Source organism: Ornithinibacillus scapharcae TW25 (genome assembly GCF_000190475.1).
In the GTDB taxonomy this organism is placed as follows: Bacteria; Bacillota; Bacilli; order Bacillales; family Amphibacillaceae; genus Ornithinibacillus; species Ornithinibacillus scapharcae.
This window is the reverse complement of the sequence record NZ_AEWH01000068.1, coordinates 11114-36354: the sequence shown is the minus strand read 5'-3', so window position 1 is coordinate 36354 and position 25241 is coordinate 11114. Positions and strand designations below refer to the sequence as shown.

General features: G+C 36.1%; 20 protein-coding genes, 1 other RNA gene, 2 pseudogenes and 1 other annotated feature. Of the genes and pseudogenes, 20 read left to right on the top strand and 3 right to left on the bottom strand.

Translation table 11 applies throughout. The features are described 5' to 3' along the window. Window positions 1-57 precede the first annotated feature (57 nt). The 8 genes from G5W_RS0118475 to dtd all read left to right on the top strand — a co-directional run bounded on the left by G5W_RS0118475 (window position 58) and on the right by dtd (window position 8888). Window positions 58-345, top strand: a complete 288-nt coding sequence (locus G5W_RS0118475; protein ID WP_010098980.1) for a post-transcriptional regulator — start codon at window positions 58-60, stop codon at window positions 343-345. A gap of 59 nt (window positions 346-404) precedes the next feature. Continuing rightward, on the top strand, window positions 405-2663 hold the full coding sequence (secDF, locus tag G5W_RS0118470) for a protein translocase subunit SecDF (RefSeq protein ID WP_010098979.1): 2259 nt from the start codon (window positions 405-407) through the stop codon (window positions 2661-2663). 93 nt (window positions 2664-2756) lie between these two features. Next, window positions 2757-3080 (top strand): LapA family protein, encoded by a 324-nt coding sequence (locus G5W_RS0118465; RefSeq protein WP_010098978.1) that lies wholly within the window; start codon window positions 2757-2759, stop codon window positions 3078-3080. 65 nt (window positions 3081-3145) lie between these two features. Next, on the top strand, window positions 3146-4174 hold the full coding sequence (locus G5W_RS24745) for a single-stranded-DNA-specific exonuclease RecJ (RefSeq protein ID WP_337445694.1): 1029 nt from the start codon (window positions 3146-3148) through the stop codon (window positions 4172-4174). Further along, window positions 4171-5481 carry a single-stranded-DNA-specific exonuclease C-terminal domain-containing protein gene (locus G5W_RS24740; protein WP_337445698.1) on the top strand — a complete coding sequence of 437 codons (1311 nt, stop codon included), beginning with the start codon at window positions 4171-4173 and terminating at the stop codon, window positions 5479-5481. Before G5W_RS24745 ends, G5W_RS24740 begins: the two co-directional genes overlap by 4 nt. Then, complete coding sequence (locus G5W_RS0118455; RefSeq protein ID WP_010098977.1) at window positions 5471-5983, top strand: adenine phosphoribosyltransferase; 513 nt, start codon at window positions 5471-5473, stop codon at window positions 5981-5983. Before G5W_RS24740 ends, G5W_RS0118455 begins: the two co-directional genes overlap by 11 nt. Before the next feature lie 204 nt (window positions 5984-6187). Next, complete coding sequence (locus G5W_RS0118450; protein ID WP_010098976.1) at window positions 6188-8386, top strand: RelA/SpoT family protein; 2199 nt, start codon at window positions 6188-6190, stop codon at window positions 8384-8386. 55 nt (window positions 8387-8441) lie between these two features. After that, window positions 8442-8888: a D-aminoacyl-tRNA deacylase gene (gene dtd, locus G5W_RS0118445; RefSeq protein WP_010098975.1), complete on the top strand. Its 447-nt coding sequence runs from the start codon at window positions 8442-8444 to the stop codon at window positions 8886-8888. A 21-nt stretch (window positions 8889-8909) separates the two neighbouring features. On the opposite strand, the gene G5W_RS0118440 is transcribed toward dtd, so the two are convergent. Further along, the gene (locus G5W_RS0118440) at window positions 8910-9953 is read right to left on the bottom strand and encodes an N-acetylmuramoyl-L-alanine amidase family protein (RefSeq protein ID WP_010098974.1); all 1044 of its coding nucleotides are present in this window, start codon (window positions 9951-9953) and stop codon (window positions 8910-8912) included. A 106-nt stretch (window positions 9954-10059) separates the two neighbouring features. Here G5W_RS0118440 and G5W_RS24010 point away from each other — a divergent pair, with 106 nt between their 5' ends. The 7 genes and pseudogenes from G5W_RS24010 (at window position 10060) to G5W_RS0118410 (ending at window position 16807) form a co-directional block, all read left to right on the top strand. Beyond that, complete coding sequence (locus tag G5W_RS24010; protein ID WP_010098973.1) at window positions 10060-10233, top strand: hypothetical protein; 174 nt, start codon at window positions 10060-10062, stop codon at window positions 10231-10233. A 56-nt stretch (window positions 10234-10289) separates the two neighbouring features. Beyond that, window positions 10290-10512 (top strand) — a binding site (T-box leader). 206 nt (window positions 10513-10718) lie between these two features. Then, window positions 10719-11998, top strand: a pseudogene (gene hisS / locus G5W_RS22545) (histidine--tRNA ligase). A gap of 1 nt (window position 11999) precedes the next feature. Continuing rightward, the gene (gene aspS, locus G5W_RS0118425; protein ID WP_010098972.1) at window positions 12000-13763 is read left to right on the top strand and encodes an aspartate--tRNA ligase; all 1764 of its coding nucleotides are present in this window, start codon (window positions 12000-12002) and stop codon (window positions 13761-13763) included. A 124-nt stretch (window positions 13764-13887) separates the two neighbouring features. Next, window positions 13888-14069: non-coding RNA, 6S RNA (gene ssrS, locus G5W_RS23465), on the top strand. 261 nt (window positions 14070-14330) lie between these two features. After that, window positions 14331-14758: pseudogene (locus G5W_RS22540) on the top strand (hypothetical protein). Between the two features lie 182 nt (window positions 14759-14940). Continuing rightward, a complete protein-coding gene (locus G5W_RS0118415) occupies window positions 14941-15339 on the top strand; it encodes a VOC family protein (protein WP_010098970.1) in 399 nt (132 codons plus the stop codon). 268 nt (window positions 15340-15607) lie between these two features. Next, window positions 15608-16807, top strand: coding sequence for a hypothetical protein (locus tag G5W_RS0118410; RefSeq protein WP_010098969.1), 1200 nt, complete (start codon window positions 15608-15610; stop codon window positions 16805-16807). A 164-nt stretch (window positions 16808-16971) separates the two neighbouring features. Here the strand turns inward: G5W_RS0118410 and G5W_RS0118405 are convergent, their stop codons facing one another. Then, the gene (locus G5W_RS0118405; protein WP_010098968.1) at window positions 16972-17658 is read right to left on the bottom strand and encodes an RsfA family transcriptional regulator; all 687 of its coding nucleotides are present in this window, start codon (window positions 17656-17658) and stop codon (window positions 16972-16974) included. Window positions 17659-17960: 302 nt separating this feature from the next. Beyond that, window positions 17961-19241: a replication-associated recombination protein A gene (locus G5W_RS0118400; protein ID WP_010098967.1), complete on the bottom strand. Its 1281-nt coding sequence runs from the start codon at window positions 19239-19241 to the stop codon at window positions 17961-17963. A gap of 178 nt (window positions 19242-19419) precedes the next feature. On the opposite strand from G5W_RS0118400, the gene cymR reads away from it, so the two are divergent. From cymR to recD2, 5 genes are read left to right on the top strand one after another with little or no spacing between them, the layout of a single operon-like run. Beyond that, a complete protein-coding gene (gene cymR / locus G5W_RS0118395; RefSeq protein WP_010098966.1) occupies window positions 19420-19839 on the top strand; it encodes a cysteine metabolism transcriptional regulator CymR in 420 nt (139 codons plus the stop codon). Window positions 19840-19873: 34 nt separating this feature from the next. Continuing rightward, window positions 19874-21016, top strand: a complete 1143-nt coding sequence (locus tag G5W_RS0118390; RefSeq protein WP_010098965.1) for a cysteine desulfurase family protein — start codon at window positions 19874-19876, stop codon at window positions 21014-21016. A 10-nt stretch (window positions 21017-21026) separates the two neighbouring features. After that, on the top strand, window positions 21027-22139 hold the full coding sequence (gene mnmA, locus G5W_RS0118385; RefSeq protein ID WP_010098964.1) for a tRNA 2-thiouridine(34) synthase MnmA: 1113 nt from the start codon (window positions 21027-21029) through the stop codon (window positions 22137-22139). A 28-nt stretch (window positions 22140-22167) separates the two neighbouring features. Further along, window positions 22168-22824, top strand: a complete 657-nt coding sequence (locus G5W_RS0118380; protein WP_010098963.1) for a tetratricopeptide repeat protein — start codon at window positions 22168-22170, stop codon at window positions 22822-22824. A gap of 29 nt (window positions 22825-22853) precedes the next feature. Further along, window positions 22854-25178 (top strand): SF1B family DNA helicase RecD2, encoded by a 2325-nt coding sequence (gene recD2, locus G5W_RS0118375; RefSeq protein WP_010098962.1) that lies wholly within the window; start codon window positions 22854-22856, stop codon window positions 25176-25178. Window positions 25179-25241 lie beyond the last annotated feature (63 nt).

Genomic DNA, 25241 nt, shown 5'->3' with positions numbered 1-25241 from the left:
GGCCAAGCATGACAACTTGTCTGATGAATTAATAACTTTCTTATAGAGGTGAAGGTTTTGGAGATTAGAAAAACGGTAGATTCATGGAAAAAAGAGTTGAAACCTGCTTTAGAGAGTAAAGTTAGTGAGTTTCAACTAATGGGTTATTCTCGTGCGACGGAAGAGGATATATGGAATTGCCTTATGAAGAAAGTATGGAAGGGTAATCCAGAAAAAAGGTTACATGAGGTTATCCAAGATGTACTTCACCTTAGTTCAAATATTTATATGAGCTATCTAACGGTCGATGCATATCAAGATGATGATTTAATGGCTTCCATTGCAGCGCTGACCGGGAAGAAATAATATCCCTAGATGATGTACATACTTGGATTGGATAGAGATTAAGGGAGGAACTATTTATTATGAAAAATAAAGGACGGATAACATCCTTTTTCCTAATTGTGATTATAATGGGACTAATAATTGGATTATTTACACCTAAGGTTGCGAAGGATATCAATCTTGGACTCGATTTGCAGGGCGGATTTGAGGTTCTGTATAAGGTTGAACCAATCGATAAAGATCAGGAGGTAAATAGAGAGTTATTAGAATTTACGGTTCGGATGTTAAATGATCGGGTTAACAAACTTGGTATTAGTGAATCAGTAATCAATATAGAGGGTGAGGACCGAATACGTGTTCAGTTAGCTGGGGTTGAGGATCAAAACCAAGCTCGCGAAATGCTAGCGACTTCAGCAAGACTCACCTTTAGAGATGTGAATGATACCGTTCTTTTAGATGGCACAGATGTAAAAGAAGGTAGTGCGAAACAAGATTTCCATCCAGAGAACAACACACCAATTGTCACCTTACAATTAAAGGACGGAAAGAAGTTTGGGCAAATTACAAGTGATTTAGCTCAAAAACCTGAAGGTGAAAATCGCTTAGTCATTTGGATGGATTTCCAAGAAGGGGATTCTTATCAGGCGGAAGTGGACAAAGAGGAACCGAAATTTGTTTCTGATCCTGGGGTTAGGAATGTAATTAATAGTACGGATGTTATGATAGAAGGAAGTTTTACTGTTGAGGAAGCGCAGTTTTTAGCTGATATTATTAATTCGGGTTCTTTACCAGTTAATATGGAAGAAATCTTCTCTACGTCAGTTGGAGCGCAATTTGGTGAACAAGCATTAAAAGAAACAGTGTTTGCTGGTGTGATTGGTATAGGAGCAATCTTCTTGTTCATGATTATTTTCTATCGATTCCCTGGAATTATCTCAGTCATCTCCTTATCTGTTTATATATTTGTCGTTCTGCTAATCTTTGAATTACTTAACGGTGTACTAACACTTCCAGGTATTGCAGCTTTAATACTTGGCGTCGGTATGGCAGTAGATGCGAATGTTATTACATTTGAACGTATTAAAGAAGAGTTAAGAGAAGGAAAATCGTTAAACGCAGCCTTTAAAACTGGTACGGGTAATTCCTTTAGAGCAATATTTGATGCAAACATAACAACTATCTTAGCTGCAGTAGTTCTATTTATATTTGGTACAAGCTCTGTTAAAGGTTTCGCTACATTATTAATCATTAGTATATTTGTGAGCTTTGTTACAGCAGTATATGGTACAAAATGGTTGCTTCAACTATGGATTAAAGCTAAATTCTTAAGAAACAACCCAAGTTGGTTTGGTGTGAAAAAATCAGAAGTTAAAGATATTAAGGATAACGCTGAACTACCTGCTAAATTCTTAGGTAGAGAATGGAATATCGTTGATCATAGTAAGAAGTTCTTTATGTTAACCTCTATATTATTAGTTATTGGCGTGATTTCCCTTGTCGCATTTAAGTTGAATCCTGGAATTGATTTTACTAGTGGATCAAGAGTTCAAATTGCAAGTGAAGATACGTTAAATACAGAGGAAATAAAAGAGGACCTAGAAAAGTTAGGTCTAGAAGCGAAATCTGTGGTTCTTTCCGGTGAAAATAATGAAATAGCAGTAATTCGATATGAAGAAATCATTGAAGAAGACCAGATAAATGAATTAAAAGCCTTCTACAAAGATGAGTATGGCATTGATCCGAGCGTAAGTGTTGTATCACCAATTGTTGGACAAGAACTTGTTAAAAATGCAATCTACGCACTCGCCATCGCTTCTATTGGTATGATTATTTATGTGGCCTTTCGATTTGAGTTTTACTTTGCGGTTATGGCTATTCTGACCTTGATACACGATGTGTTCATTATGTTAATGGTCTTTAGTATCTTTAGGATTGAGTTTGACGTCACCATCGTGGCGGCAATCTTAACAATCATTGGTTATGCGATAAACTCTACTATCGTAACATTTGACCGTATTCGTGAAAATGCGGAACAATCTAAACGGGCTATTAAGTCCATGAAGGAACTTTCCAGCATTGTGAATAAGAGTATTGTTCAGACTATGACTAGAACAATGAATACGAACATTACAACATTAATTGCTATACTGGCATTTCTATTCTTGGGTTCTGAATCCATTCGTGGCTTTGGTATTGCATTAATGGTCGGTATTTTAGCTGGTACTTATTCTTCCTTATTCCTAGCTACCCAATTATGGTTAGTCTGGCGTAGTAAGAATATTAAAGATAAACCAGTTGATTTCCGCAAGAAAAAACGGGTGGAAGGACCTCAAGTCTAAATCACTAAATCCCCATGTCATTAGACATGGGGATTATTTCATTGTAATGGTACAAAATAAACGTAACCATTTGTTAAAGGAGCGAGGTATCCCTTGAAGGCACAGACTTATGTAATAATTGCAATTATATTTATGATATTAGTTGCTGTTTTTGCCGTTACAAACGTAAACCCAGTTATGGTGACGTATTTCTTTTGGGAAATAGAATCGCCATTAATTCTAGTTATTCTCTTTTCAGTATTAATGGGGGGAGTTATAACGGCAGCCGTTGGAATGATAAGAATGTTTAAGATGCAGCGGGAAATCAAGCAATTACAAAAAGAAAATACGAAACTGAAAAAAGAGATGGATATAGTAGATTTACATGGTCCTGAAGATGAAAGCATTGAAGCGAGCTCTGATTTGGAAAATACATAAAACAAATTAAGTAATTGCTACCCCTGGTGTAATTTGTGTATAATAGATTAGTCAGGGGTGAAATTATGTTACAAAGTAAGTCTAATTGGAATTTTTTAAAACTACAGGAACATACAACGCTTATAGAAGATGAAGAAGTAAAATTATCCCCCGTGATAAAAGAACTTTTAATACAACGAGGCATCAAAACTAGTGAAGAGATACAAAAATTCCTATCCCCCTCGCTAGAAGATTTAATTAATCCTGAACAACTAGCATCTATGGATATAGCAAGAGATAGGGTTATACGAGCAATCCAAAATCGAGAAAAGATTCTGGTCTTTGGTGATTATGATGCTGATGGAGTAACTTCTACAACAATACTAATAAAGGCTTTACAAGAGCTAGGAGCCGAATGTGACTTTTATATCCCGAATCGTTTTACGGAGGGGTATGGTCCAAATGAAGCAGCTTTTCGCAGAGCATATGATGATGGATTTCAATTAATCATAACAGTAGATACAGGAATTGCTTCCGTACATGAGGCAAAGGTCGCAAAAGAGATCGGCCTAGATTTAATCATTACGGACCACCATGAACCTCAAGACGAACTACCAGAGGCTCTAGCAATCATACATCCGAAATGCTCTCCAGATTACTCCTTTAAAGAATTAGCAGGTGCTGGTGTAGCTTTCAAATTTGCTCAGGCGCTCTTAGGATATTTTCCAGAGCAATTTCTGGACTTAGTCGTAATCGGTACTATCGCTGACTTAGTTCCGTTGGTTGGTGAGAACCGAATTCTAGCATACTACGGTTTGCGAAAATTATCCGTTACTAGAAGAGAAGGGCTACTTGCTTTGAAGAAGCAATGTAAACTGGAAGGAAATGTTACAGAAGAGGATATTGGATTCCTAATTGGTCCTCGATTAAATGCTGTTGGGAGACTGCAAGACGCTGATCTTGCTGTACAACTCCTAATGTCAGATGATCGGGAAGAGGCGGAACAACTTGCCGAAATGGTCCAACAACTAAATGTTGAACGACAACAAATTGTAGCTTCTATTGTGAAAGAGGTAGAGGAACAAGTAGAAATTGATGAAAAAAAGGTGTTATAGTAGTTGCAAAGCAAGGCTGGAATGAGGGTGTTCTTGGGATTGTTGCTTCCAGGTTAGTTAGGAAGTACGATCGACCAGCAATTGTACTAGCAATCAATGAAGAGAACGGAACCGCAAAAGGCTCAGCTAGAAGTATACCGGCATTTGATTTATTTCAAAGCTGTATGAGCTTTAAAGAAGTATTCACCCATTTTGGTGGACATGCTCAAGCAGCAGGGATGACCTTACCACTTGAAAATGTGGAAATACTAGAAGATAAACTGGATCATATCATTGGTCAAGAACTTACGAAAGAAGATTTTAAACAGGAAATTCAAATAAGCAAATCATTAAAACTATCGGATATTAGTGAAGCCCTTATTGATGAAATTAGTCAATTGGCACCATTTGGAATGAAAAATCCGAAACCTAAATTTCATATTGCTTATCGACCTAATGATGTTCGCCAACTAGGGAATCAAAAAAAACATCTAAAGCTATTATTTAAAGATCAACAATACTCATTAGAAGGTATCGGATTTGGTATGGGAGAGTTGTACTCTTTTATCTCTCCTCAGGCTACAGTGGCCATAGTAGGTGAATTAAGTATTAATGAGTGGAATGGTATGAGAAAGCCTCAAATTGTTATCGAGGATTTGAAAATTGACCACTGGCAATTATTTGACCATCGTGGAAAAAAACATACGGACGTAACCAACTATCTTCATCAATTTAAGAAGCATATGATATTGTATGATGACAAGAATGGTGCCACCAATACATTCCCAGAACAGGTAAGAAAAGTAACATATCGAGAAGCGATGAACGTACAAGAAGAGATAGAAGTTATTTATCTATTTGATCTCCCTCCAGATATAGAAGAGTTTAAAATGGTGATTCAAAAGACTAAACCTGTCAGTATTCATGCTTGTTTCTATACGGAGAACAGTGCCTATATGTCTTCTCTACCAACAAGAGATGATTTTAAATTATTGTACTCGTTAATTTGGAAAAGAAAAGAATTAGACATTAGGAAAGAACTACATGCGATATTGAACGCAAGAGGGTGGACAGAAGACAAAGTACGCTTTATGTTAGAAGTGTTTTCTGAATTAGAATTTGTTACTATAAATGATAGCATCATTCATGTAAATAATACGCCCCAGAAAAAAGACTTGATGGAGGCTAGTATTTATCAACATAAGTTAAAGCAGATTGAAATTGAAAAGACACTCTACTATGCAACATATGATGAACTTGTAAAATGGTTTCAAGAGTGTATGGGATTGTTGGATAAACCTAAGGAGGAAGTTACCCATGGATTATAAAAAATATATAAAAATAGTACCAAATTGGCCAAAAGAAGGTATCGAATTTAAAGATATTACACCATTAATGGATAATGGAAAAGCCTTCAAATCAGCGGTAGATGAAATAGTTGAATTCGCAAAAGAAAAAAATATTGATCTTGTAGTCGGACCAGAAGCAAGAGGATTTATTGTTGGATGTCCAGTTTCCTATGCACTTGAAGTAGGATTTGCACCTGTAAGAAAAGAGGGTAAGCTACCACGTGAAGTGATTAAAGTGGATTATGGTCTTGAATACGGTGAGAATGTATTGACTATTCATAAGGATGCTATTAAACCAGGTCAACGTGTTCTTATTACAGATGATTTATTAGCAACAGGTGGTACAATCGAAGCTACTATAAAACTGGTAGAAGAGCTAGGCGGTATTGTAGTTGGTTGTGCCTTCTTAATTGAGTTAACATATTTAGACGGTCTTGAAAAGCTTAAAGGCTATGATGTACTTACATTAATGAAATATTAAGAGGATATTAGGTCTGATGGTGAAATTCCGCCTCAGACCTATTCTAATAAGGTAATGAATAATAAGTTAAGATATAGATCTAAAAATGAAGAATTTTCGTCATAATATGAGGAAATTCTTGGTTTTTAGAACTTTTCCTTTACATTTAGCTTATTTTTTCTGATACTAGTAAGAAAAGTATCTTCTACAATTAAAGGTGATATAATGGCGAAAAATGAAAATATAACAATCGATAATTTAATAGAAAAGGCTCGTAGCTATCTTTCAGAAGAGGATATCCATTTCATTATTCGAGCTTATCAATATGCTGAAAAGGCTCATGAAGGTCAATTCCGCAAATCTGGTGAAGCATATATTATTCATCCGATTCAAGTTGCAGGGATCCTAGTAGATCTGAAGATGGATCCTGAAACAATTGCGGGTGGTTTTTTACATGATGTTGTAGAGGATACCGATATAACACTTGAAATGATAGAGGAAGAATTTAATAAAGAGGTTGCCATGCTTGTTGATGGAGTGACAAAGCTAGGTAAAATTAAATATAAGTCAAAAGAAGCACAACAAGCAGAAAATCACCGTAAAATGTTTGTTGCAATGGCAAAGGATATCCGTGTCATTTTAATTAAATTGGCGGATAGACTGCATAATATGCGAACTTTAAAACATTTACCTCCAGAAAAGCAACGTATCAAAGCAAATGAAACACTGGAAATATTTGCACCTTTAGCTCATCGTCTAGGAATCTCAACTATCAAATGGGAACTCGAGGACACTGCTTTACGGTATTTAAATCCTCAACAATATTATCGTATTGTACAGCTAATGAAACAAAAACGTGATCAGCGTGTATCGTATATTGATGAGGTTATTCAAGAGGTTTCTGATCAATTAGAAGAGTTGAATATTGAAGCGGAAATATCTGGTAGACCTAAACATCTTTATAGTATTTACCAAAAGATGGTGAAGCAAAACAAGCAATTCAATGAGATATATGACTTACTAGCAGTGAGAGTGTTAGTAAATAGTATTAAAGACTGTTATGCGGTTCTTGGTATTATACACACCTGTTGGAAGCCAATGCCAGGTAGATTTAAAGATTATATCGCCATGCCTAAACAAAATCTATACCAGTCTCTTCATACTACCGTCATTGGACCAAAAGGGGATCCATTAGAGGTTCAAATCCGTACGAAGGAAATGCATGAGATTGCTGAATATGGTATCGCAGCTCATTGGGCTTACAAAGAAGGAAAACAGATTAATAACGATAAAAAGACCTTTGAGGAGAAATTATCCTGGTTTAGAGAAATATTAGAATGGCAAAACGAAACACATGATGCGGAAGAATTCGTAGAGTCTCTTAAAATTGACTTATTTTCTGATATGGTTTATGTATTTACACCAAAAGGAGATGTTATTGAACTTCCTTCTGGATCTATACCACTTGACTTTGCCTATCGTATCCATACAGAAATCGGAAACCAAACAATTGGTGCCAAGATTAATGGCAAGATGGAACCGTTAGATTATCAATTAAAAAATGGGGACATCATCGAGGTACTTACTTCAAAACATTCCTATGGTCCATCACAGGATTGGTTGAAGATAACGCAGACCTCTCAAGCAAAGAATAAAATAAGACAATTTTTTAAGAAACAGCGTCGTGATGAAAATATTATTAAAGGGAAAGACTTGGTTGAAAAAGAAATTCGAGCTCTTGGTATCGATCCAAAAGAAGCTTTGACAGAGGAAAACTTAAAGCGTGTTTATGAACGGTTTAATTTTACTTCTGATGAAGACTTATATGCTGCTGTTGGTTATCAAGGAATAACAGCAGCACTAGTAGCTACCAGATTAACCGATAAAATTCGATTGACTCGTCAAAAAGAACAAGACCTTGCCCAAACATTAGAGGGAGCTAAAAGCGAATTTAAAGAAACGAAAAAGTATAAGAAGGACTCTGGCGTTATTGTTGAAGGTGTAGAGAATTTACTTGTACGACTTTCAAAATGCTGTAACCCTGTCCCAGGGGATGAAATAATTGGGTACATCACAAAAGGCCGCGGTGTTTCCGTCCATCGCAGTGATTGTCCAAATGTGCAAACAGAAGAAGCAAAGGAACGGCATTTACATGTGGAATGGGAAGAAGATCAAACACAGAAACATTACCATGTAGATTTAGAGATATCAGGATACGATCGTAGGGGCTTATTGAATGAAGTCCTTCAAGCTGTCAATGAAACAAAAACCAATATTACACATGTTAATGGTAGGTCAGATCGTAATAAAATGGCCATTATACAGCTCACTATTCTGATTCATAATACAAACCATTTACGAAAAATAGTCGATCGTATTAAACAAATTAAAGACGTCTATGCAGTAACACGTACGATTCACTAGCCCCATTACATGATGGGGCTTTTTACATAAATTTCAGATAAAAGGAGATATAGCGATGAGAGCTGTTATTCAGCGTGCTAAGGACGCTAAAGTTACCGTTAAAGAAAAGCTAGTCGGAGAGATAGAAAACGGATTTGTGGTGCTTTTAGGTGTCACGCATGACGACACGATAGAGGACGCCAAGTATCTAGTGAATAAAATCAGCCATTTGCGAGTATTTGAAGATGATAATGACAAGATGAATTTATCGTTGAAGGATGTTAATGGTGCTATTCTGTCAATCTCACAATTCACATTATATGGAGATACTCGAAAAGGGAGAAGACCAAATTTCATGCAAGCTGCTAGACCAGAGCAAGCAAACACGCTTTATGAGCAATTTAATGCCTTGCTTCGTGAAGAAGGATTGAAGGTCGAATCAGGGGAATTTGGTGCCATGATGAATGTTAGCCTTACTAATGTAGGACCAGTGACGTTAATTATAGATAGCAAAGAAAAATAGGAGGGGAATTCCTCCTATTTTTTATTGGGCAAAATATCGCTGTATTCCATTCACAATACCAGAAACCATTTTCTTTTGATACGCATTTGTGGCTAAAAGTTGATCAATTTCAGGATTTGAAATAAAACCTAACTCAATTAAAACTCCTGGCATTAGATTTTGGCGAATAACTTGAAAGTCACCGAAACCTACCCCTCGATCACGATCCACTGTTTCTTTAATAACCTCTTGCTGAATATATCTTGCTAAAGGCTCATACTGTTCATGGTAATAATAAGTGTTAATTCCAGTGGCATTCGGAATGTTAGGTATACTATTATAGTGTAAGCTGATAAACGCATCAGCACTCATTGTATTGGACACAGTTGCTCTACTTGATAAGGAAACAAAGGTTTCTTGATCACGAGTCAAGATCACGTTAGCTCCTAATGTAGTTAATTCCTGTGCTAATATCTCTGCAGTTTTATAGGTAATATCCTTTTCTAATGCATCACTTGCACTTATAGCACCTGAATCATTACCACCATGACCAGGATCAATGACAATAGTTTTTCCTTTTAATCCTTCCGTATCTGACTTGGCTTTCTCTTTTAAGAGGTCTTTATAAATATACCCTTCTATATCATTTAATTTTATTTTGTACCAGTCATCTACTTCATCCATAACTTGTATTTCATCCCCTTCACTCGCGAAGTGGATGATATCGTTTTCCGTAGAGGGACCACTTCTAATATGTGTTTTATCTATCGGAACGGTAAGAATTAGAGATTGACTTGCTCCTGCTTCTGCTGAAACGTTATCCACTTCCATGCTTACAAATTCGCTGGATACCCAGCCAGATTCCCTATCAAGCTGGATCTCTACCCAACCATCTGCCTGATCACGGATAGCATAGGTTTCATCTTTATGAACTTGTCCCACTTTTTCATATGTAATACCAGGACCACTTCTAAGGTTTACATTGTTTTCTTTTATAATTGCTTCCTTGGTACTAGCAACAATGGTTGAGTTCATGGTTAAAAGTATTAAGCACAGGAAGACGGTTAATAATTTAGAATATCGCAAATGTATGCCTCCAATTTTCATTAAATCGTTAAGTACTTTTCTATTCTAATAAAAAATGTAGAAATAGGCAAAACTAGTCTTATGAAAATGAAGGAGGCTGGACAAGATGCGAATGAATGAGAAACAATGGGGGTCCCATAATAATCGAGATATTTTCGGTGTCAATTTACATCGGTTTATTGAGATGGAGGAATCTTCTGGTCACATGGAGATTGCACAAGAGTTAGGTATTTCTTTAGGAGAAGTGAAAGCTTTAAAGAAAAAGATTAATCGTACTTGACAATCTATCCTTAAAACATTATGATATTATTCATTCAAGTAATATGTCCGATAATGAAAACTCCGATGAAGGAAAAAGTAACTAGCAATGTTCATGAATAGAGACAAAATGCCCTAGGCTGAAAGCATTTTGACATGACTTCTAGTGAAAGACATTCCTAAGGATCTATATTGAACGATCAAACTAGTAAATATAGACGTTTTGCAGGCGTTAACTGTGTAAAGAGGATGCAGTATTGCATCAACTAGGGTGGCAACGCGGGTAACTCTCGTCCCTTTTTTAGGGGACGGGAGTTTTTTGTATGCGGAGGAAATTGTGCCCGCGATGATAAAACATAGTCCCAGTACATGGGAATATGTACCCGATTAACTAGAATATAGTCCTTGATAACCAGTGAAATTTACCTGTTCGTATACACACGAAACTAAGGAAGATTAAATCGGATATTTCTAATACATATGGGAAATTTTTAAGGAGGATAAACAATGAATATTAAAGCGCCTAGGGGTACAGTAGATATCCTGCCAAAGGATGCAAAAAAATGGCAATATGTTGAAAATAAAATTAAAGGAATTTGTGATAATTTTCATTATGACGAAATTAGAACACCTTTATTTGAACATACTGAAGTGTTTTCGCGAGGTGTAGGAGACTCAACGGATATCGTACAAAAAGAAATGTATACATTTGAAGATCGTGGAGGTAGAAGCTTGACCTTACGACCGGAGGGAACGGCTTCTGTTACCCGTGCTTTTGTTGAAAATAAATTATATGGTGAACCTAATCAGCCGGTAAAACTATTTTATTTTGCATCGATGTTTCGTTACGAACGCCCACAGCAGGGAAGAATGCGTCAACTAAATCAATTTGGAGTAGAGGTGCTTGGTAGTTCTGATCCTGCAGTAGATGCAGAGGTGATTGATTTAGCGATGACTGTATACAAAAATTGGGTTTAACATCCTTAAAACTAGTTATCAATTCATTAGGCGATACAGAAAGTAGAAAAGACCATCGAGAAGCGCTAATTAATCACTTCACACCACATAAAGACGAACTGTGTAAGGATTGTCAGTTACGTCTCGAACAAAATCCGATGAGGGTTCTTGATTGTAAAGTGGACAGAGATCATCCTTCTATGAACACGGCACCATCTATTTTAGATTATCTTAATGACGAATCAAAACAATACTTTGAAGATGTGAAGAGTTATCTAGATTTGATGGGCATCCAGTATGAAGTAGATCCTAGGCTTGTAAGAGGTCTAGATTATTATAATCATACTGCATTTGAAATTATGAGTGAGGCAGAAGGATTTGGCGCCATTACAACACTTGCTGGTGGTGGTAGGTATAATGGCCTTGTGGAACAACTAGGTGGTCCAGCAACTCCTGGTATTGGTTTCGGTATGGGGATAGAACGGTTATTAATGGCTCTAGACGCAGAGAATATAACCATCCCGGTAGAAGACGAGTTAGATTGTTTCCTAGTTTCCGTTGGGGAGGAAACAAAGAAGGAAGCAGTACGTTTGATTCATGAACTTCGCCAAAACGGAATCCAAGTTGATCAAGATTATCAAGGACGTAAAATAAAGGCTCAGTTTAAAGCAGCTGATCGTTACAAAGCGAAATATGTATTAATCTTAGGTGAAGATGAATTACAAAAACAGGTTATTAACGTGAAAGAGATGGCAACTGGTGAACAGTTAGAAATATCTCTTGAACAATTAGTAACAACATTGCAGGATAAGCTACTAGGAGGAAAATAGGATGAGTGAAAGAGTACTTGCAGGAACAATTTTAGAATCAGATGTTGATAAAGTTATAATGCTGAAAGGTTGGGTACAAAAACGAAGAGATTTAGGTGGTCTAATCTTTATTGATCTTCGTGATAAATCAGGGGTTGTTCAAGTTGTATTCAATCCTGACCATCAGGAAGCCCTTACTATCGCAGAATCAGTTCGTAGTGAATATGTTATCCAGGTGAAAGGCCAGGTTGTTTTACGTGATGAAAGTACGATTAATCCACTAATGTCCACTGGAACAATTGAAGTCATGGCTACCGAGGTACAAGTACTTAATAAATCTAAAACCCCTCCATTTTTAATCCAAGATGAAACGGACGTTGCGGAGGATCTTCGACTAAAATACCGTTATATAGATTTACGCCGAGGAGCACTACAAGAAACATTTAAAAAACGTCATCAAATTACACAGGTTGTTCGTAATTACTTGAATGATGAAGGATTTCTTGAAATGGAAACTCCAATCCTAACCAAAAGTACGCCAGAGGGAGCTCGTGATTACTTAGTCCCAAGTAGAGTTCATCCGGGTGAGTTTTATGCATTACCACAATCCCCTCAATTATTTAAACAGTTAATCATGATGAGTGGATTCGAAAGATATTATCAAATAGCTCGTTGTTTCCGTGATGAGGATTTACGTGCAGATCGTCAGCCAGAATTTACTCAAATTGATATTGAGACTTCATTTATGAGTAGCGATGATATTATGGCGATGACAGAGCACATGATGAAAAAGGTTATGAAAGAAGTAAATGATGTCGATATTGAACTACCATTACAGCGTATGCCATACCAAGAAGCAATGGATCGCTTTGGTTCTGATAAGCCAGATACTCGTTTTGAACTGGAATTAATTCATGTAGCTGATTTACTAGCTAATTCAGACTTTAAAGTATTCCAAGGAGCAATCGAGAGTGGTGGAAATGTTGCGCTTCTAAATGTAAAAGGAGAAGCAGCCAACTTCTCTCGTAAGGATATTGATAAACTTACAGAGTTTGTGAAAGTTTATGGTGCTAAGGGCTTAGCATGGCTAAAGGTAGAAGGCGAAGAATTGAAAGGACCTATTGCGAAGTTTATCTCTGATGACGAAAAGCAAGGTTTAATGGAGAAGGCAGAAGCTTCAGATGGTGATTTATTATTGTTTGTAGCGGACAAAAGTTCTGTAGTTTATGACAGCTTAGGTGCACTACGATTAAAGCTAGGGAAAGAACTAGGTCTTATCGATGAAAGTAAATTCAACTTCTTATGGGTGACGGATTGGCCATTACTAGAATATGACGAAGAACTAGGTCGTTATTTCGCAGCACACCATCCATTCACAATGCCTTTTGAAGAAGACTTTGAAAAGCTTAGAACAGATCCAAGTAGTGTACGTGCTAATGCTTATGATCTTGTCTTAAACGGCTATGAACTTGGTGGTGGGTCGATTCGTATCTATAAACGTGAAGTACAGAATGAAATGTTTAAAGTCCTCGGGTTTACCGAAGAAGAAGCAAAAGAACAATTTGGATTTTTATTAGAGGCACTTGAATATGGAGCACCGCCACACGGTGGTATTGCTCTAGGATTAGACCGAATCGTTATGTTATTAACTGGTAGAAGTAATTTACGTGATACGATTCTATTCCCTAAAACAGCTTCAGCTTCTGACTTACTTACAAACGCACCAAGTCCGGTAAGTGAATCACAGCTAACTGAATTATCTATTCAGTTACATGAAAAATTATGATGAGTAAATTCAACTGTTTATAAATCGTAATAATTGTAACGAATACTTCATATAAAGAGATGTTGAACGCAGGGGTATGCGTGTGTTAAGATAAATTTACAAACGTAATGCATTACGAATTAAATCAATCCTAATATGTTAGTCTATAAAATATGTTTTGACCGAACAGTATGAAAAAGGGAGCCTGTCTGTTTTTGTGTGGCATACACGCCTCTAGTAAGAGGACGTATAAAATGCAAAATAAGGCACCCACCTGTGTGACGCGGGGATCAAAACTTTGCTATAGACGGCATGATTGGGATTGATGTCATACATAGAAAATTAGTGGTTAGATTCTCGTGGAATCTAACCACTTTTTTATCAATAGGATGGAAACCCAAAATACTATCTGTCTTCATAAGTAAGCTATACTAATCTAGTTATCTTTCCTTGAAATAATTTCCAATATTTTCAGAATTGTTATATAATCCAAAGAAAAGAATGGAGAGATTTGGATGAGTGATTGTTTCATATGTAATAAACATACTGGCGAAGTGGTGACGTATTTGAGAGAAGGGAGATAGTTTTTTGAGCTTAAAAGATGAGAAACACATAAGGTTAGAGAAATCTGATAAAACTTACTTATCTAAAGGGGCTATGTTGCTGCTCTATCCTTGTTACCGTATGCAATATTAAAGTCGCTTTGGGCGTGGGGTGCAACGGTGGGACTTACAACTAAACAAGCTGCACAAGGTATAGCTGGGTTTGGTGATATCTTAAAGGAAGAATCTTCCTTTTTGTATGCATTACATAGCTTAGGAATAGATTTTACAGCTATCTTGGCTATACTGGCATCCTTATTTGCTTTAACTCTCATGACTTCGTGGGGGGAGAAATTACCCAAATGGTTTCTAATCATAACAGGATGGTCCGTAGGGTTGTTTTTATGGGGAGTAATTGTGTTTACGGCGACCTTGTCGTTCCAACATCGGATGAAAAATAAACAAACTCAATGATGATCATTTTATTAGCATTAATATACATAAGTTTCTAGCTTCTGGGGCGTCTTAACAATAAATCGTCATTTTAAAGTATTATTGGGTTACATTAATAAACGGTCAATAATCTAAGTTGTAATAAAATATAATATTTTATTTTTGAAGAAATAGAAAATAGCAATAAGTAGGGAGAGTTTTTATTGTCAAAGGGATTGCTTCACCATATTGAAATATATGTATCAGATATAAAAAGGACAGTAGATTTTTGGGGGTGGTTCCTTGAAGAATTAGGATACACTTCTTTTCAAGCATGGGAAAGTGGACAAAGTTGGAAAATAGATGACACCTACATAGTTTTTGTACAAGTAGAAGATAGATATTTAGATATTCCCTACCATAGATGTCGAGTAGGTCTTAATCATCTAGCGTTTCATGCAAGCTCACGTCAACATGTAGACAAAATGACGGATGAATTAATAGAAAAGGGAATAAACATTCTCTATCCAAAAATGCATCCTTACGCAGGTGGAGATAATCATTACGCTGTGTACTTTGAAGATCCAGATAGAATTAAAGTTGAACTAGTCGCTCCTGAGTAAAGATTAAAGTACCTGTAGGGTAGGGTGAGTCAGTTCCGAAAGGTGATCATTAAGATTGGTCACTTTTTTTGTTTCCTTTTAGTAAAAATTGAAGTTATTAAGGGAATTAGTCAGCATCATTCAGAACAAGTTTATTCCTAAATTAATTTTTCTACATCTCTAGGCTGACATTATTTACACCTTTAGTCTAATAGATTTCATGCTAAATGGGTGTTAGAATCGTCCGTAAATAGTAGTCCATAAGTTGTTAGAAGGAAGTTGAAAACGAATGAATAAATACCTTGATCGAATTTCGCTAGATTTGGTAGAAGTAAATCTAGAAAATTATTGGCCCAGCTTTAGATTGGTTGCATTCGCTTTATATGATAATCGCCATGTATATTTATATAATCATCCTAAATTCAAAAGTAATCAACAGAATACATATCAAATATTAAAAAGGAATCATCAATTTAATGGCTGTACATTAATATTGTATGAAGAATATCCAACAGCAATAGTGGACATGGAATTGTATGACAACTATGAATTATTATTTTCCATCGTAACACATGAATTGTTTCATGGGTTTCAGTATGTTAAAGGTGAAAGTAGATTTCCAGATGAAATGATGGGAATTACCTATCCTTTATCAGAAGAAAATGTGGAGTTACGGAATCGGGAAAGGGTTATTCTTTACGATGCTTTATTAGAAGGTGATTTATTTAAAAAGATACAATATCTTCGTACTTTTGTTACCTTAAGAGAAAGAAGAGCAGCCAATATTAATGACTATCTGACATATGAAAATTTAATTGAAACAATTGAAGGACCTGCTTGGTATGTTGAACTAAAGGCTTACTCCGAGAAAAGCACATTAGAATACGAGTCAATTGTAAAAAAATATGGAAAGGATCTAATAGATAAATTTGACTCTACTTTAGATTTACGGAAGAGTTGTTATAGTTCAGGTATGGTAATGTGTTTATTACTGGATGATTTTTTACCAGATTGGAAGGAAAGTTTTTGGGACAACAAAGAAACACTATATGATTTAATAAAACATGTCTCTGATAACTATGAAACAATACATAATGTGGAAATAACCGCTGAAACAGAGGATATAATTAATTTTGTTAGGCAACAAAGGAAATATTCATTTGAAAACTTTGAGCAGCAAAAAGGGATTAATCTATTTATTGAAGGTGAAATAGAGGCTGTATCATTTGACCCGATGAATATTGTTCCACTTGAGGATAGGCTGCTACACAAGAACTTTATTAAAGTAAGGATTAACAATATAGACTATCTTTTTCAACAACCTGTAATAGCCCATTGTATTGAGGGAGTTCGAAATATTACTAGATTACATTTAATTTTACAAGAAAATCCTATTGAAAATATTGATTCACTTACAGTTGATGGTATAGGAGAAATAAAAGGAAGGTATAAGAAGCAGGAAAACGGAATACGTTTATTTGTCAATTAGTGTAAGATAATAGTTAAACTATAAACTGCATCCCAACGATAGTAATATTCTAATAATTGGGATGCAGCATACACCCAGTTTTTCTTATGTGTTCAAACGTTTTTTCTGAAATATTATAGACTACTCAATTCGATTTGAACTGTTTTTTAATTTCAATATTAATTTTAATTAGAACCTTGTGCAATTTGCTCTAAATTACCATTCTTGTCCATTCGAAACGCTGGTGCCTTGAAAGAACCTTGATCCTCAAGAACGGTCATTTTTCTAGCACGCTCCATAATTTGTACAAACACCTGATAATCTTCTTGAATTGTAGCAAGTTGCTGCTCGGTTTCAGATAATTGTTTCTCAAGCTTCATTACCTGTTCTTTTAACATGGCATTTTCGCGCTGTGTTTGGTCAAGTGTAGCTTTTGATTGATTAGAAGCATAGTAATCTTTTTTTAATTGATTTAAAAACTGAATTACGGTTTCAAATGTAATAGTAGATTGTGTATTCATAGCCGGACTATGAGGTATGTTACTACTTTCACTATGAGTCTCTTCTACAGGCACGGATTCATAGTTTGGTTGAAACGTAATAACAGGTTGTCTATTAACTTTTTTCGCCTTTTCGATTGCACGTTTCTTTTCTTTTCGTTGTCTTTTAGCTAAATCAATTGCATTAATATATTTTTTGCGAATTTCGGCATTCCACCTAAATCCACACGCTGCTGAAGTGCGATTCAATTTATCGCCAACTTCCTCAAATGCATTTAATTGTGTACTTCCCTCACGGATATGTCGTAATACAGTTTCAGCTAATAATAAATCGTCTTCATGGGACCAAGCATCCTGTCTTACTTTCGTCATGAATGTTTCATCTCCTTTTTCGATACCTACTCTAATTCAATTAAGAACAATAGATTTTAACTAGTAATTTAGCTACTAAAAAGTAAGTTCGTTAGATAAAAAGTTTTGAACAGACTTTTTAGGTCTTGTTTTCTTTTCATTAGTTTAGACGGGAGATGATTTTTTTATACGTTTTAGCATGAAAAAACTAGGTATTCATCATAAATACCTAGTTTAGTATGGCTTTTATTTTATAGATAGGAAGCATTACATTCTTTCTGAGCCTGCATTAGAAACCCAAGAAAACAAGCGAATATCGTTTTTTAATGATTCTTTTTTTCTTTTAGTATTTTCTCATACACTTGCTTCATAGCTTGTTCGAATTTACCTGTATTTTTTGGATAATAATATTGCTTGTTTTTAAGACTATCTGGTAAATATTGCTGGTAAACCCATGCTCCCGGATAATCATGCGGGTATTTATAGTCTACCCCTCTTCCAAGACTCTTTGCCCCTTGATAATGGGCATCTTTTAAATGGTTTGGAATTTCACCACTCTTACCACTACGAATATCTGCAAGAGCTGCATCGAGTGCTTGATAGGCGGTATTAGACTTCGGTGAAAGGCACAATTCAACGATAGCAACTGCAAGAGGTATACGTGCTTCTGGGAAACCAATACGTTCTGCTGCTTGAACTGCTGCAATAGCTCGCGGTCCTGCTTGAGGATTCGCTAGTCCAATGTCTTCATAAGCTATCACAATCATTCGTCTCGCAATAGAATCTAAATCTCCTGCCTCAATTAATCTACCTAAATAATGTAAGGCAGCATCAACATCACTACCACGAATGGATTTTTGGAAGGCTGACAAAACATCATAATGTGCATCGCCATCTCGATCATGTGAGAAACTCTTCCGCTGCATACATTCTTCTGCAATGGATAAATCGATAATAATCTCGTCCTGGTCATTCATTGGTGTTGATGCGACTGCAAGTTCTAAACCATTTAGAGCAGAGCGCAAGTCTCCACCAGAACTACGTGAAAAATGCTCTAAAGCGTCCTCTGAAACCGTAATTGATTGGTTTCCATAACCGTTTTTTTCATCCGTAAGGGCACGCTTAATCGCAATTTTTACGTCACTAGGTGTTAACGCATGTAATTCAAACAAATGACATCGACTTCGAATTGCGGGATTAATGGCATGATAGGGATTGCTAGTCGTACATCCTATTAATGTAATCAGATTACTTTCTAAATGTGGTAAAAGGAAATCCTGTTTTGCTTTATCTAATCGATGTACTTCATCTAGGATTAGTACCATGGATCCAGACATTTTCGCTTCTTCTACAACAATCTCCATATCTTTCTTCTTATCTACGACAGCATTCAATAATCGTACTTGTAGATGAAGACTTTTAGCTAGAGCGTTGGCCATAGAGGTTTTCCCAGTACCTGGAGGACCATATAGAATCATGGATGCGAGTCGTTCTGCTTGTACCATTCGCTTTAAAATCTTTCCTTCTCCTACTAAATGTTCTTGCCCGATTATTTCATTAATATGATTTGGTCGCATTCGATAGGCAAGTGGTTTGTGATTCATTTTCATCGTCCTTTTATATGATAAATAATTGTTTTGGTATACTTAGACTAAGCTTGAATCGAAAAAAATGCAAGAAGTGTAAACTTCATGCTATAATATCAAGTATTTTAAAGTTTACATGGATAATGGTATAGTTAACTATAGAAAAAATGTTCGAATATAGAGGAGTATTAAATTTATGAAGGTTTCCACAAAAGGTCGTTATGGCTTAACCATTATGATTGAGTTAGCACGTAGTTTTGGGGAAGGACCAGTCCCCTTAAAAACAATAGCAAGAGAGAATGATTTATCAGAGCACTATTTAGAGCAGCTGGCTGCACCACTTCGTAATGCAGGTTTAATTAAGAGTGTTCGTGGTGCTTATGGGGGATATATGCTGCCGAAGGAACCCAGAGATATTAGTGCTGGTGACATTATTCGGGTTCTAGAAGGACCAATTGTTTTAGTTGAAGGTATTGAGGACGAAGAGCCTGCAAAACAAGCGCTTTGGAAGCGTGTTACAAAAGCGGTGAAGGAAGTACTAGATACGACAACCTTAGAAGACTTAGTGAACTATGAAAAAGAAGATCCATTAGAGGGGTATATGTTTTATATCTAATTGACCGAAGACTAAAGAAAGGAAGAAACGTAGAATGGAACATATTTATTTAGACCATGCAGCAACGACACCCATGCATCCAAAAGTGATTGAGACGATGGTTCCAATATATGAGAAGGTGTTTGGTAACCCATCAAGTGTGCATGCCTATGGAAGAAAGGCGCGTCAATTACTAGATGAATCTAGAAGAGTTATTGCCGGAAGTATACAAGCAAACGAAAAAGAAATTATATTCACGAGTGGTGGTACGGAAGCTGATAACCTTGCATTAATCGGTACAGCCCTTGCGAATAAACATAAAGGTAAGCATATTATTACATCTGTAGTAGAGCATCATGCTACACTACATGCTGCCGAATATCTTGAAAAAGAAGGTTTTGACGTTACCTATCTTCCAGTAAACCTGGAAGGTAAAGTTTCGATTGAAGACTTAAAAAAAGCATTAACGGATGAAACAATACTAGTTTCCGTTATGTATGCAAATAATGAAACTGGAATTATACAACCGGTCAAAGAAATTGGCGAGGTACTACGTGAGCATCAAGCATATTTTCATACCGACGCTGTTCAGGCGTTTGGTTCTATTGAAATCAACGTACGTGATCTGGGTGTAGATTTATTATCTGTTTCTGCACATAAGATTAACGGTCCAAAAGGAATAGGATTTTTATTTGCACGAGAAGGAATTAAAATGAATGCCCTACAATTTGGGGGAGAGCAGGAGCGGAAACGTCGTCCTGGAACAGAGAATGTAGTTGGAGTGGTTGGATTTAAAACTGCCGTAGAAATTATGCAAGAAGAAAGAGAAACTCGCAACAGACAGTATGAAGGATATAAACAAAGCTTTCTGGAAGTGTTGAGGGAACAACAGATTTCGTTTGAAGTCAATGGAGATATTCAAAGCACAATCCCGTCTGTTGTTAATATTAGCTTCCCAGGAACAAATGTGGAAAAACTATTAGCGAATTTCGATTTAGCTGGAGTAGCAGCTTCTAGTGGAAGTGCTTGTACCGCTGGTTCGGTTGAGCCATCACATGTATTATCAGCTATTTACGGTGAGAATAATCCATGTACAACAAACTCCATTCGTTTTAGCTTTGGTGCTGCAAATACAGAAGAAAATGTGGTAGAAGCAGCAAATCGTATCGCAAAAATAATAAAGCGTTTAGTAAAGTAAGGTGGATAAAATGAAGGAAAATAAAGATATACGTGTTGTAGTAGGAATGAGTGGAGGTGTTGACTCATCTGTCGCTGCACTTTTATTAAAAGAACAAGGGTATGATGTTGTCGGTATCTTCATGAAGAATTGGGATGATACGGATGAATTTGGTGTATGTACAGCAACGGAAGATTTTGATGATGTTGTCCGAGTGTGTAACCAATTAGATATACCATATTACTCTGTGAATTTTGAGAAACAATATTGGGATAAAGTGTTTACTTATTTCTTAGATGAATATAAAGCAGGAAGAACACCAAATCCAGATGTTATGTGTAATAAGGAAATAAAATTCAAAGCGTTCTTAGATTATGCAATGGATTTAGGAGCGGATTATCTTGCAACAGGACATTATGCACAAGTTCGCGAAAATAATGGTAAATATGAGATGCTTCGTGGTGTTGATTCCAATAAGGATCAAACCTATTTCTTGAATCAATTAACAAGTGACATATTAGAGAAAGTTATGTTCCCACTTGGCCATATGCCAAAATCTAAAGTGCGAGAAATTGCAAAAGAACATGGCCTTGCAACTGCTACGAAGAAGGACAGTACAGGTATTTGCTTTATTGGAGAACGCAATTTCAAAGAGTTCTTAAGTGAATATTTGCCAGCACAGCCAGGTGAAATGCAAACATTAAATGGTGAAGTAAAAGGGAAGCATGATGGATTAATGTATTATACAATTGGTCAGCGTCAAGGGCTTGGTATTGGTGGAGCTGGAGATCCTTGGTTTGTGGTAGGTAAGAATTTAAAAGAAAATATTCTTTATGTTGAACAAGGGTATAGTAATGAAACACTATATTCTGAAGAACTAATTGCAACTGATTTAAATTGGATTAATCCTCAGGATATAACGGAATCTTTCACATGTACAGCTAAATTCAGATATCGTCAAGATGATAGTGGTGTAACAGTCAAACTACAAGACGATGGTACGGTGAGAGTGATATTTGATGAAAGACAAAGAGCAATCACTCCTGGCCAAGCAGTTGTTTTTTATGATGGTGACGTGTGTCTAGGTGGTGGAACGATTGATAAAGTCTTGAAGCAAAACAACAAGTTAGATTACGTTGGATAGGGAAATGCCTGAAAGAAGGAGTAATAGGATGAATAAAATAGCGAATGCAGTGGAGTTAATGAAAGAGAATAAATATGAAGAAGCTGCTAATCTATTTAATGAATATATAGAGGAAAATCCTAATGATCCAATAGGATTTGTGAATTTTGGGAATTTATTATTACACCTTGGTGACGCGGAACATGCGATAAATTTCTTCCAGAAAGCTATCTCTCTAGATAGTAAAACGGCCACTGCATATTATGGCTTAGGGAATGTCTATTATGAGCAGGAAGATTATCCGAAAGCTCAACAAAATTTCCTAGAAGCTATTAAGAACGGATTGGAAGAAGCGGATGTATTCTTTATGTTGGGAATGTCCCATCAAAATCAGCAACAGTTTAAACTAGCACTTCCATATTTATTACGTGCAAAAGAATTAATGCCTGAGGATGAGGATGTTGTATTCCAATATGGACTTGCTTTAGCGCAAAATGAGCAATTGACAGATGCCAAGGAAATATTTGAGTTGGTGCTGACGTTAAACAAGGAACATAGTGATGCCCTATATAATCTAGGTGTTATTAGCCTGTTTGAAGAGAACGTGTCTCAGGCACTGGATTATTTCGTTCAAGCACTAGATTATAATCCGACTCATGTATTAGCAGCTAACGGGAAGAAAGTCGCGGAAGAAGCATTACAATAACTAGGTTTGTCGATAGAGAGGTAATGGTAATGGAGAATGTTATGAATATAGGAAATGAAGAATATGTAAAAGGTGAACTTCTCTATACTATTTTTCGTAATGATGTTGAGTATTTTTCCATTGCTAAAATAAAAGTTACGGATACGAATCTAGAAATTGAGGAAAAAGAACTTGTAGTAAAAGGTTATTTCTCTAATCTACAGGAAGGAACCGTTTATATCTTCTATGGACGACTTGAGAGACACCCAAAGTATGGACAACAGTATAATGTCTCCACTTATCAATCCTTTATCCCAGATACAAAGGATGGATTGATTGCCTACTTATCTAGTGATATGTTTTATGGAATTGGCAAGAAAACAGCAAAAAAAGTAGTGGATCATTTGGGTGACTCTCTAGTATCTAAAATCTTAAATAATCCTGACGTGTTAGATTCTGTACCTGGATTAAAGAAAGAATCTGCTGTTACGATAGCGAAAACATTACAAGAGAACCAAGGTTTTGAGCATGTTGTAGTTTATCTATCCAAATATAATATAGGCTTAAAGATGTCTCAAAAAGTTTATGAAAAATACAAGGATGAGTCGATCAATATTTTGGAGGAAGATCCCTATCAATTCGTATTCGATATTGATGGTTTTGGGTTCCAAACAGCGGATGAAATTGCGAGAAAGAACGGTATTTCCTTATCCAGCCCTAACCGAATTGGGGCTGGCTGTATTTTTATCCTGCAAAGAAGCGTTCAGGATGGCCACGTATTTTTACCAATAGAACAATGTCTCCATGAAGTTAGGACACTACTAAGAACAACGGATCTAGATTTATCGGAAGAACAAATAAAGAATACAATTCAAGATTTAAATACAGAAAAAAAGATAATCTTATACGAAGGAAATGTATACCTTCCTTCCTTATACTATGCTGAAGATGGGTTTGCTTCTAGCTTGAAACGAATCATCTCTAGTTCAATAGATGATGAAACTACGTTAGCCGACTTAATGAAAATTATTGGAGACATTGAAGAAGAGGAAGTATTGAGCTACGGGAAAGAACAATTTGCTGCCATAGAACAAGCTTTAAAATCTAAGGTAATGATTTTAACAGGTGGACCTGGTACAGGTAAAACAACCGTAATCAAAGGGATTATTAAGGCATATGCAGCAATCCATAAGGTATCTATTGATCCTTTATCTTATGAGCATAAGAAGGACTTTCCATTTGTCTTAACCGCTCCAACAGGGCGAGCTGCTAAACGTTTAACAGAATCAACTGGTTTACCAGCTTTAACCATCCATCGTTTGCTAGGATGGAATGGAAATGATGGATTTGATAAAGATGAGCATGAACCACTTACAGGAAAGTTTCTAATTGTCGATGAATTCTCTATGGTAGATATTTGGTTAGCTAATAATTTATTTAAAGCGATACCTACCGACATGCAAGTATTAATTGTTGGAGATGAAGATCAACTTCCATCTGTCGGTCCAGGGCAAGTATTGACCGATTTATTGGAACAGCATCATATTCCGAAAGTTAGTCTACATGAAGTTTATCGACAAAAGGAAGGCTCTAAAATTATTCAACTTGCACATGGTATAAAAAATGATAATTGCACGGCAGAATTATTAGAAAACGATCGTGATTTTAGTTTTATCAACTGCCGGGAATATCAAGTAGTAGAAGTGATAACACAGGTGTATCAGAAGGCAATCCAAAAAGGATTAGATGTTAGAGATATTCAGGTGCTAGCACCAATGTATAAGTCACAAGCCGGTATAACGATGATCAATAAAGCTCTTCAAGACTTAATCAATCCGAGATCAAAAGGCAAGAGAGAAGTTAAAATAAATGATATTGTCTTTCGTATTGGAGATAAAGTCATTCAACTCGTGAATCAGCCTGAGGATAATGTCTTTAACGGTGATATAGGAGAGGTTGTAGCTATCTTTAAGGAAAATGAGAATACAGATCATGTGGAACAGCTCGTGGTCACGTTTGATGATAGAGAAGTTGTTTATGAAAGAAAAGATTATATTAATCTCATGCATGCCTACTGTATTTCTATACATAAATCACAAGGTAGTGAGTTTCCTATTGTCATTTTGCCGGTCGTATCGGCTTACAATCGGATGCTAAGAAAGAACTTACTCTACACTGCCATTACCCGTGGAAAGCAATCCTTAATCATATGTGGTGAGAAACAAGCGTTTATGCGTGGTATTCAAACGCAAGATACGAATAAGCGATTTACTTCTCTAAAAGAGTTATTTGCTGAAAGATTTGAGGAATTGCCGATGACAACAGCTTCACCCGATTCAATTGAGGATGAAATTTCACCATATGATTTCATGTAGTTAGGTATATTTTGGGTATTTCGGGAAATCATAACATAATACTTACATTTATATTTCAGGAGA

Coding starts and splice junctions, on each gene's coding strand:
- recD2 (WP_010098962.1), top strand. CDS start 22,854: ATGGAGAATGTTATGAATATAGGAAATGAAGAATATGTAAAAGGTGAA.
- cymR (WP_010098966.1), top strand. CDS start 19,420: ATGAAGGTTTCCACAAAAGGTCGTTATGGCTTAACCATTATGATTGAG.
- mnmA (WP_010098964.1), top strand. CDS start 21,027: ATGAAGGAAAATAAAGATATACGTGTTGTAGTAGGAATGAGTGGAGGT.
- aspS (WP_010098972.1), top strand. CDS start 12,000: ATGAGTGAAAGAGTACTTGCAGGAACAATTTTAGAATCAGATGTTGAT.
- G5W_RS0118455 (WP_010098977.1), top strand. CDS start 5,471: ATGGATTATAAAAAATATATAAAAATAGTACCAAATTGGCCAAAAGAA.
- G5W_RS0118390 (WP_010098965.1), top strand. CDS start 19,874: ATGGAACATATTTATTTAGACCATGCAGCAACGACACCCATGCATCCA.
- G5W_RS0118400 (WP_010098967.1), bottom strand. CDS start 19,241: ATGAATCACAAACCACTTGCCTATCGAATGCGACCAAATCATATTAAT.
- G5W_RS0118405 (WP_010098968.1), bottom strand. CDS start 17,658: ATGACGAAAGTAAGACAGGATGCTTGGTCCCATGAAGACGATTTATTA.
- G5W_RS0118450 (WP_010098976.1), top strand. CDS start 6,188: ATGGCGAAAAATGAAAATATAACAATCGATAATTTAATAGAAAAGGCT.
- G5W_RS0118410 (WP_010098969.1), top strand. CDS start 15,608: ATGAATAAATACCTTGATCGAATTTCGCTAGATTTGGTAGAAGTAAAT.
- G5W_RS0118380 (WP_010098963.1), top strand. CDS start 22,168: ATGAATAAAATAGCGAATGCAGTGGAGTTAATGAAAGAGAATAAATAT.
- G5W_RS24010 (WP_010098973.1), top strand. CDS start 10,060: ATGCGAATGAATGAGAAACAATGGGGGTCCCATAATAATCGAGATATT.
- dtd (WP_010098975.1), top strand. CDS start 8,442: ATGAGAGCTGTTATTCAGCGTGCTAAGGACGCTAAAGTTACCGTTAAA.
- secDF (WP_010098979.1), top strand. CDS start 405: ATGAAAAATAAAGGACGGATAACATCCTTTTTCCTAATTGTGATTATA.
- G5W_RS24745 (WP_337445694.1), top strand. CDS start 3,146: ATGTTACAAAGTAAGTCTAATTGGAATTTTTTAAAACTACAGGAACAT.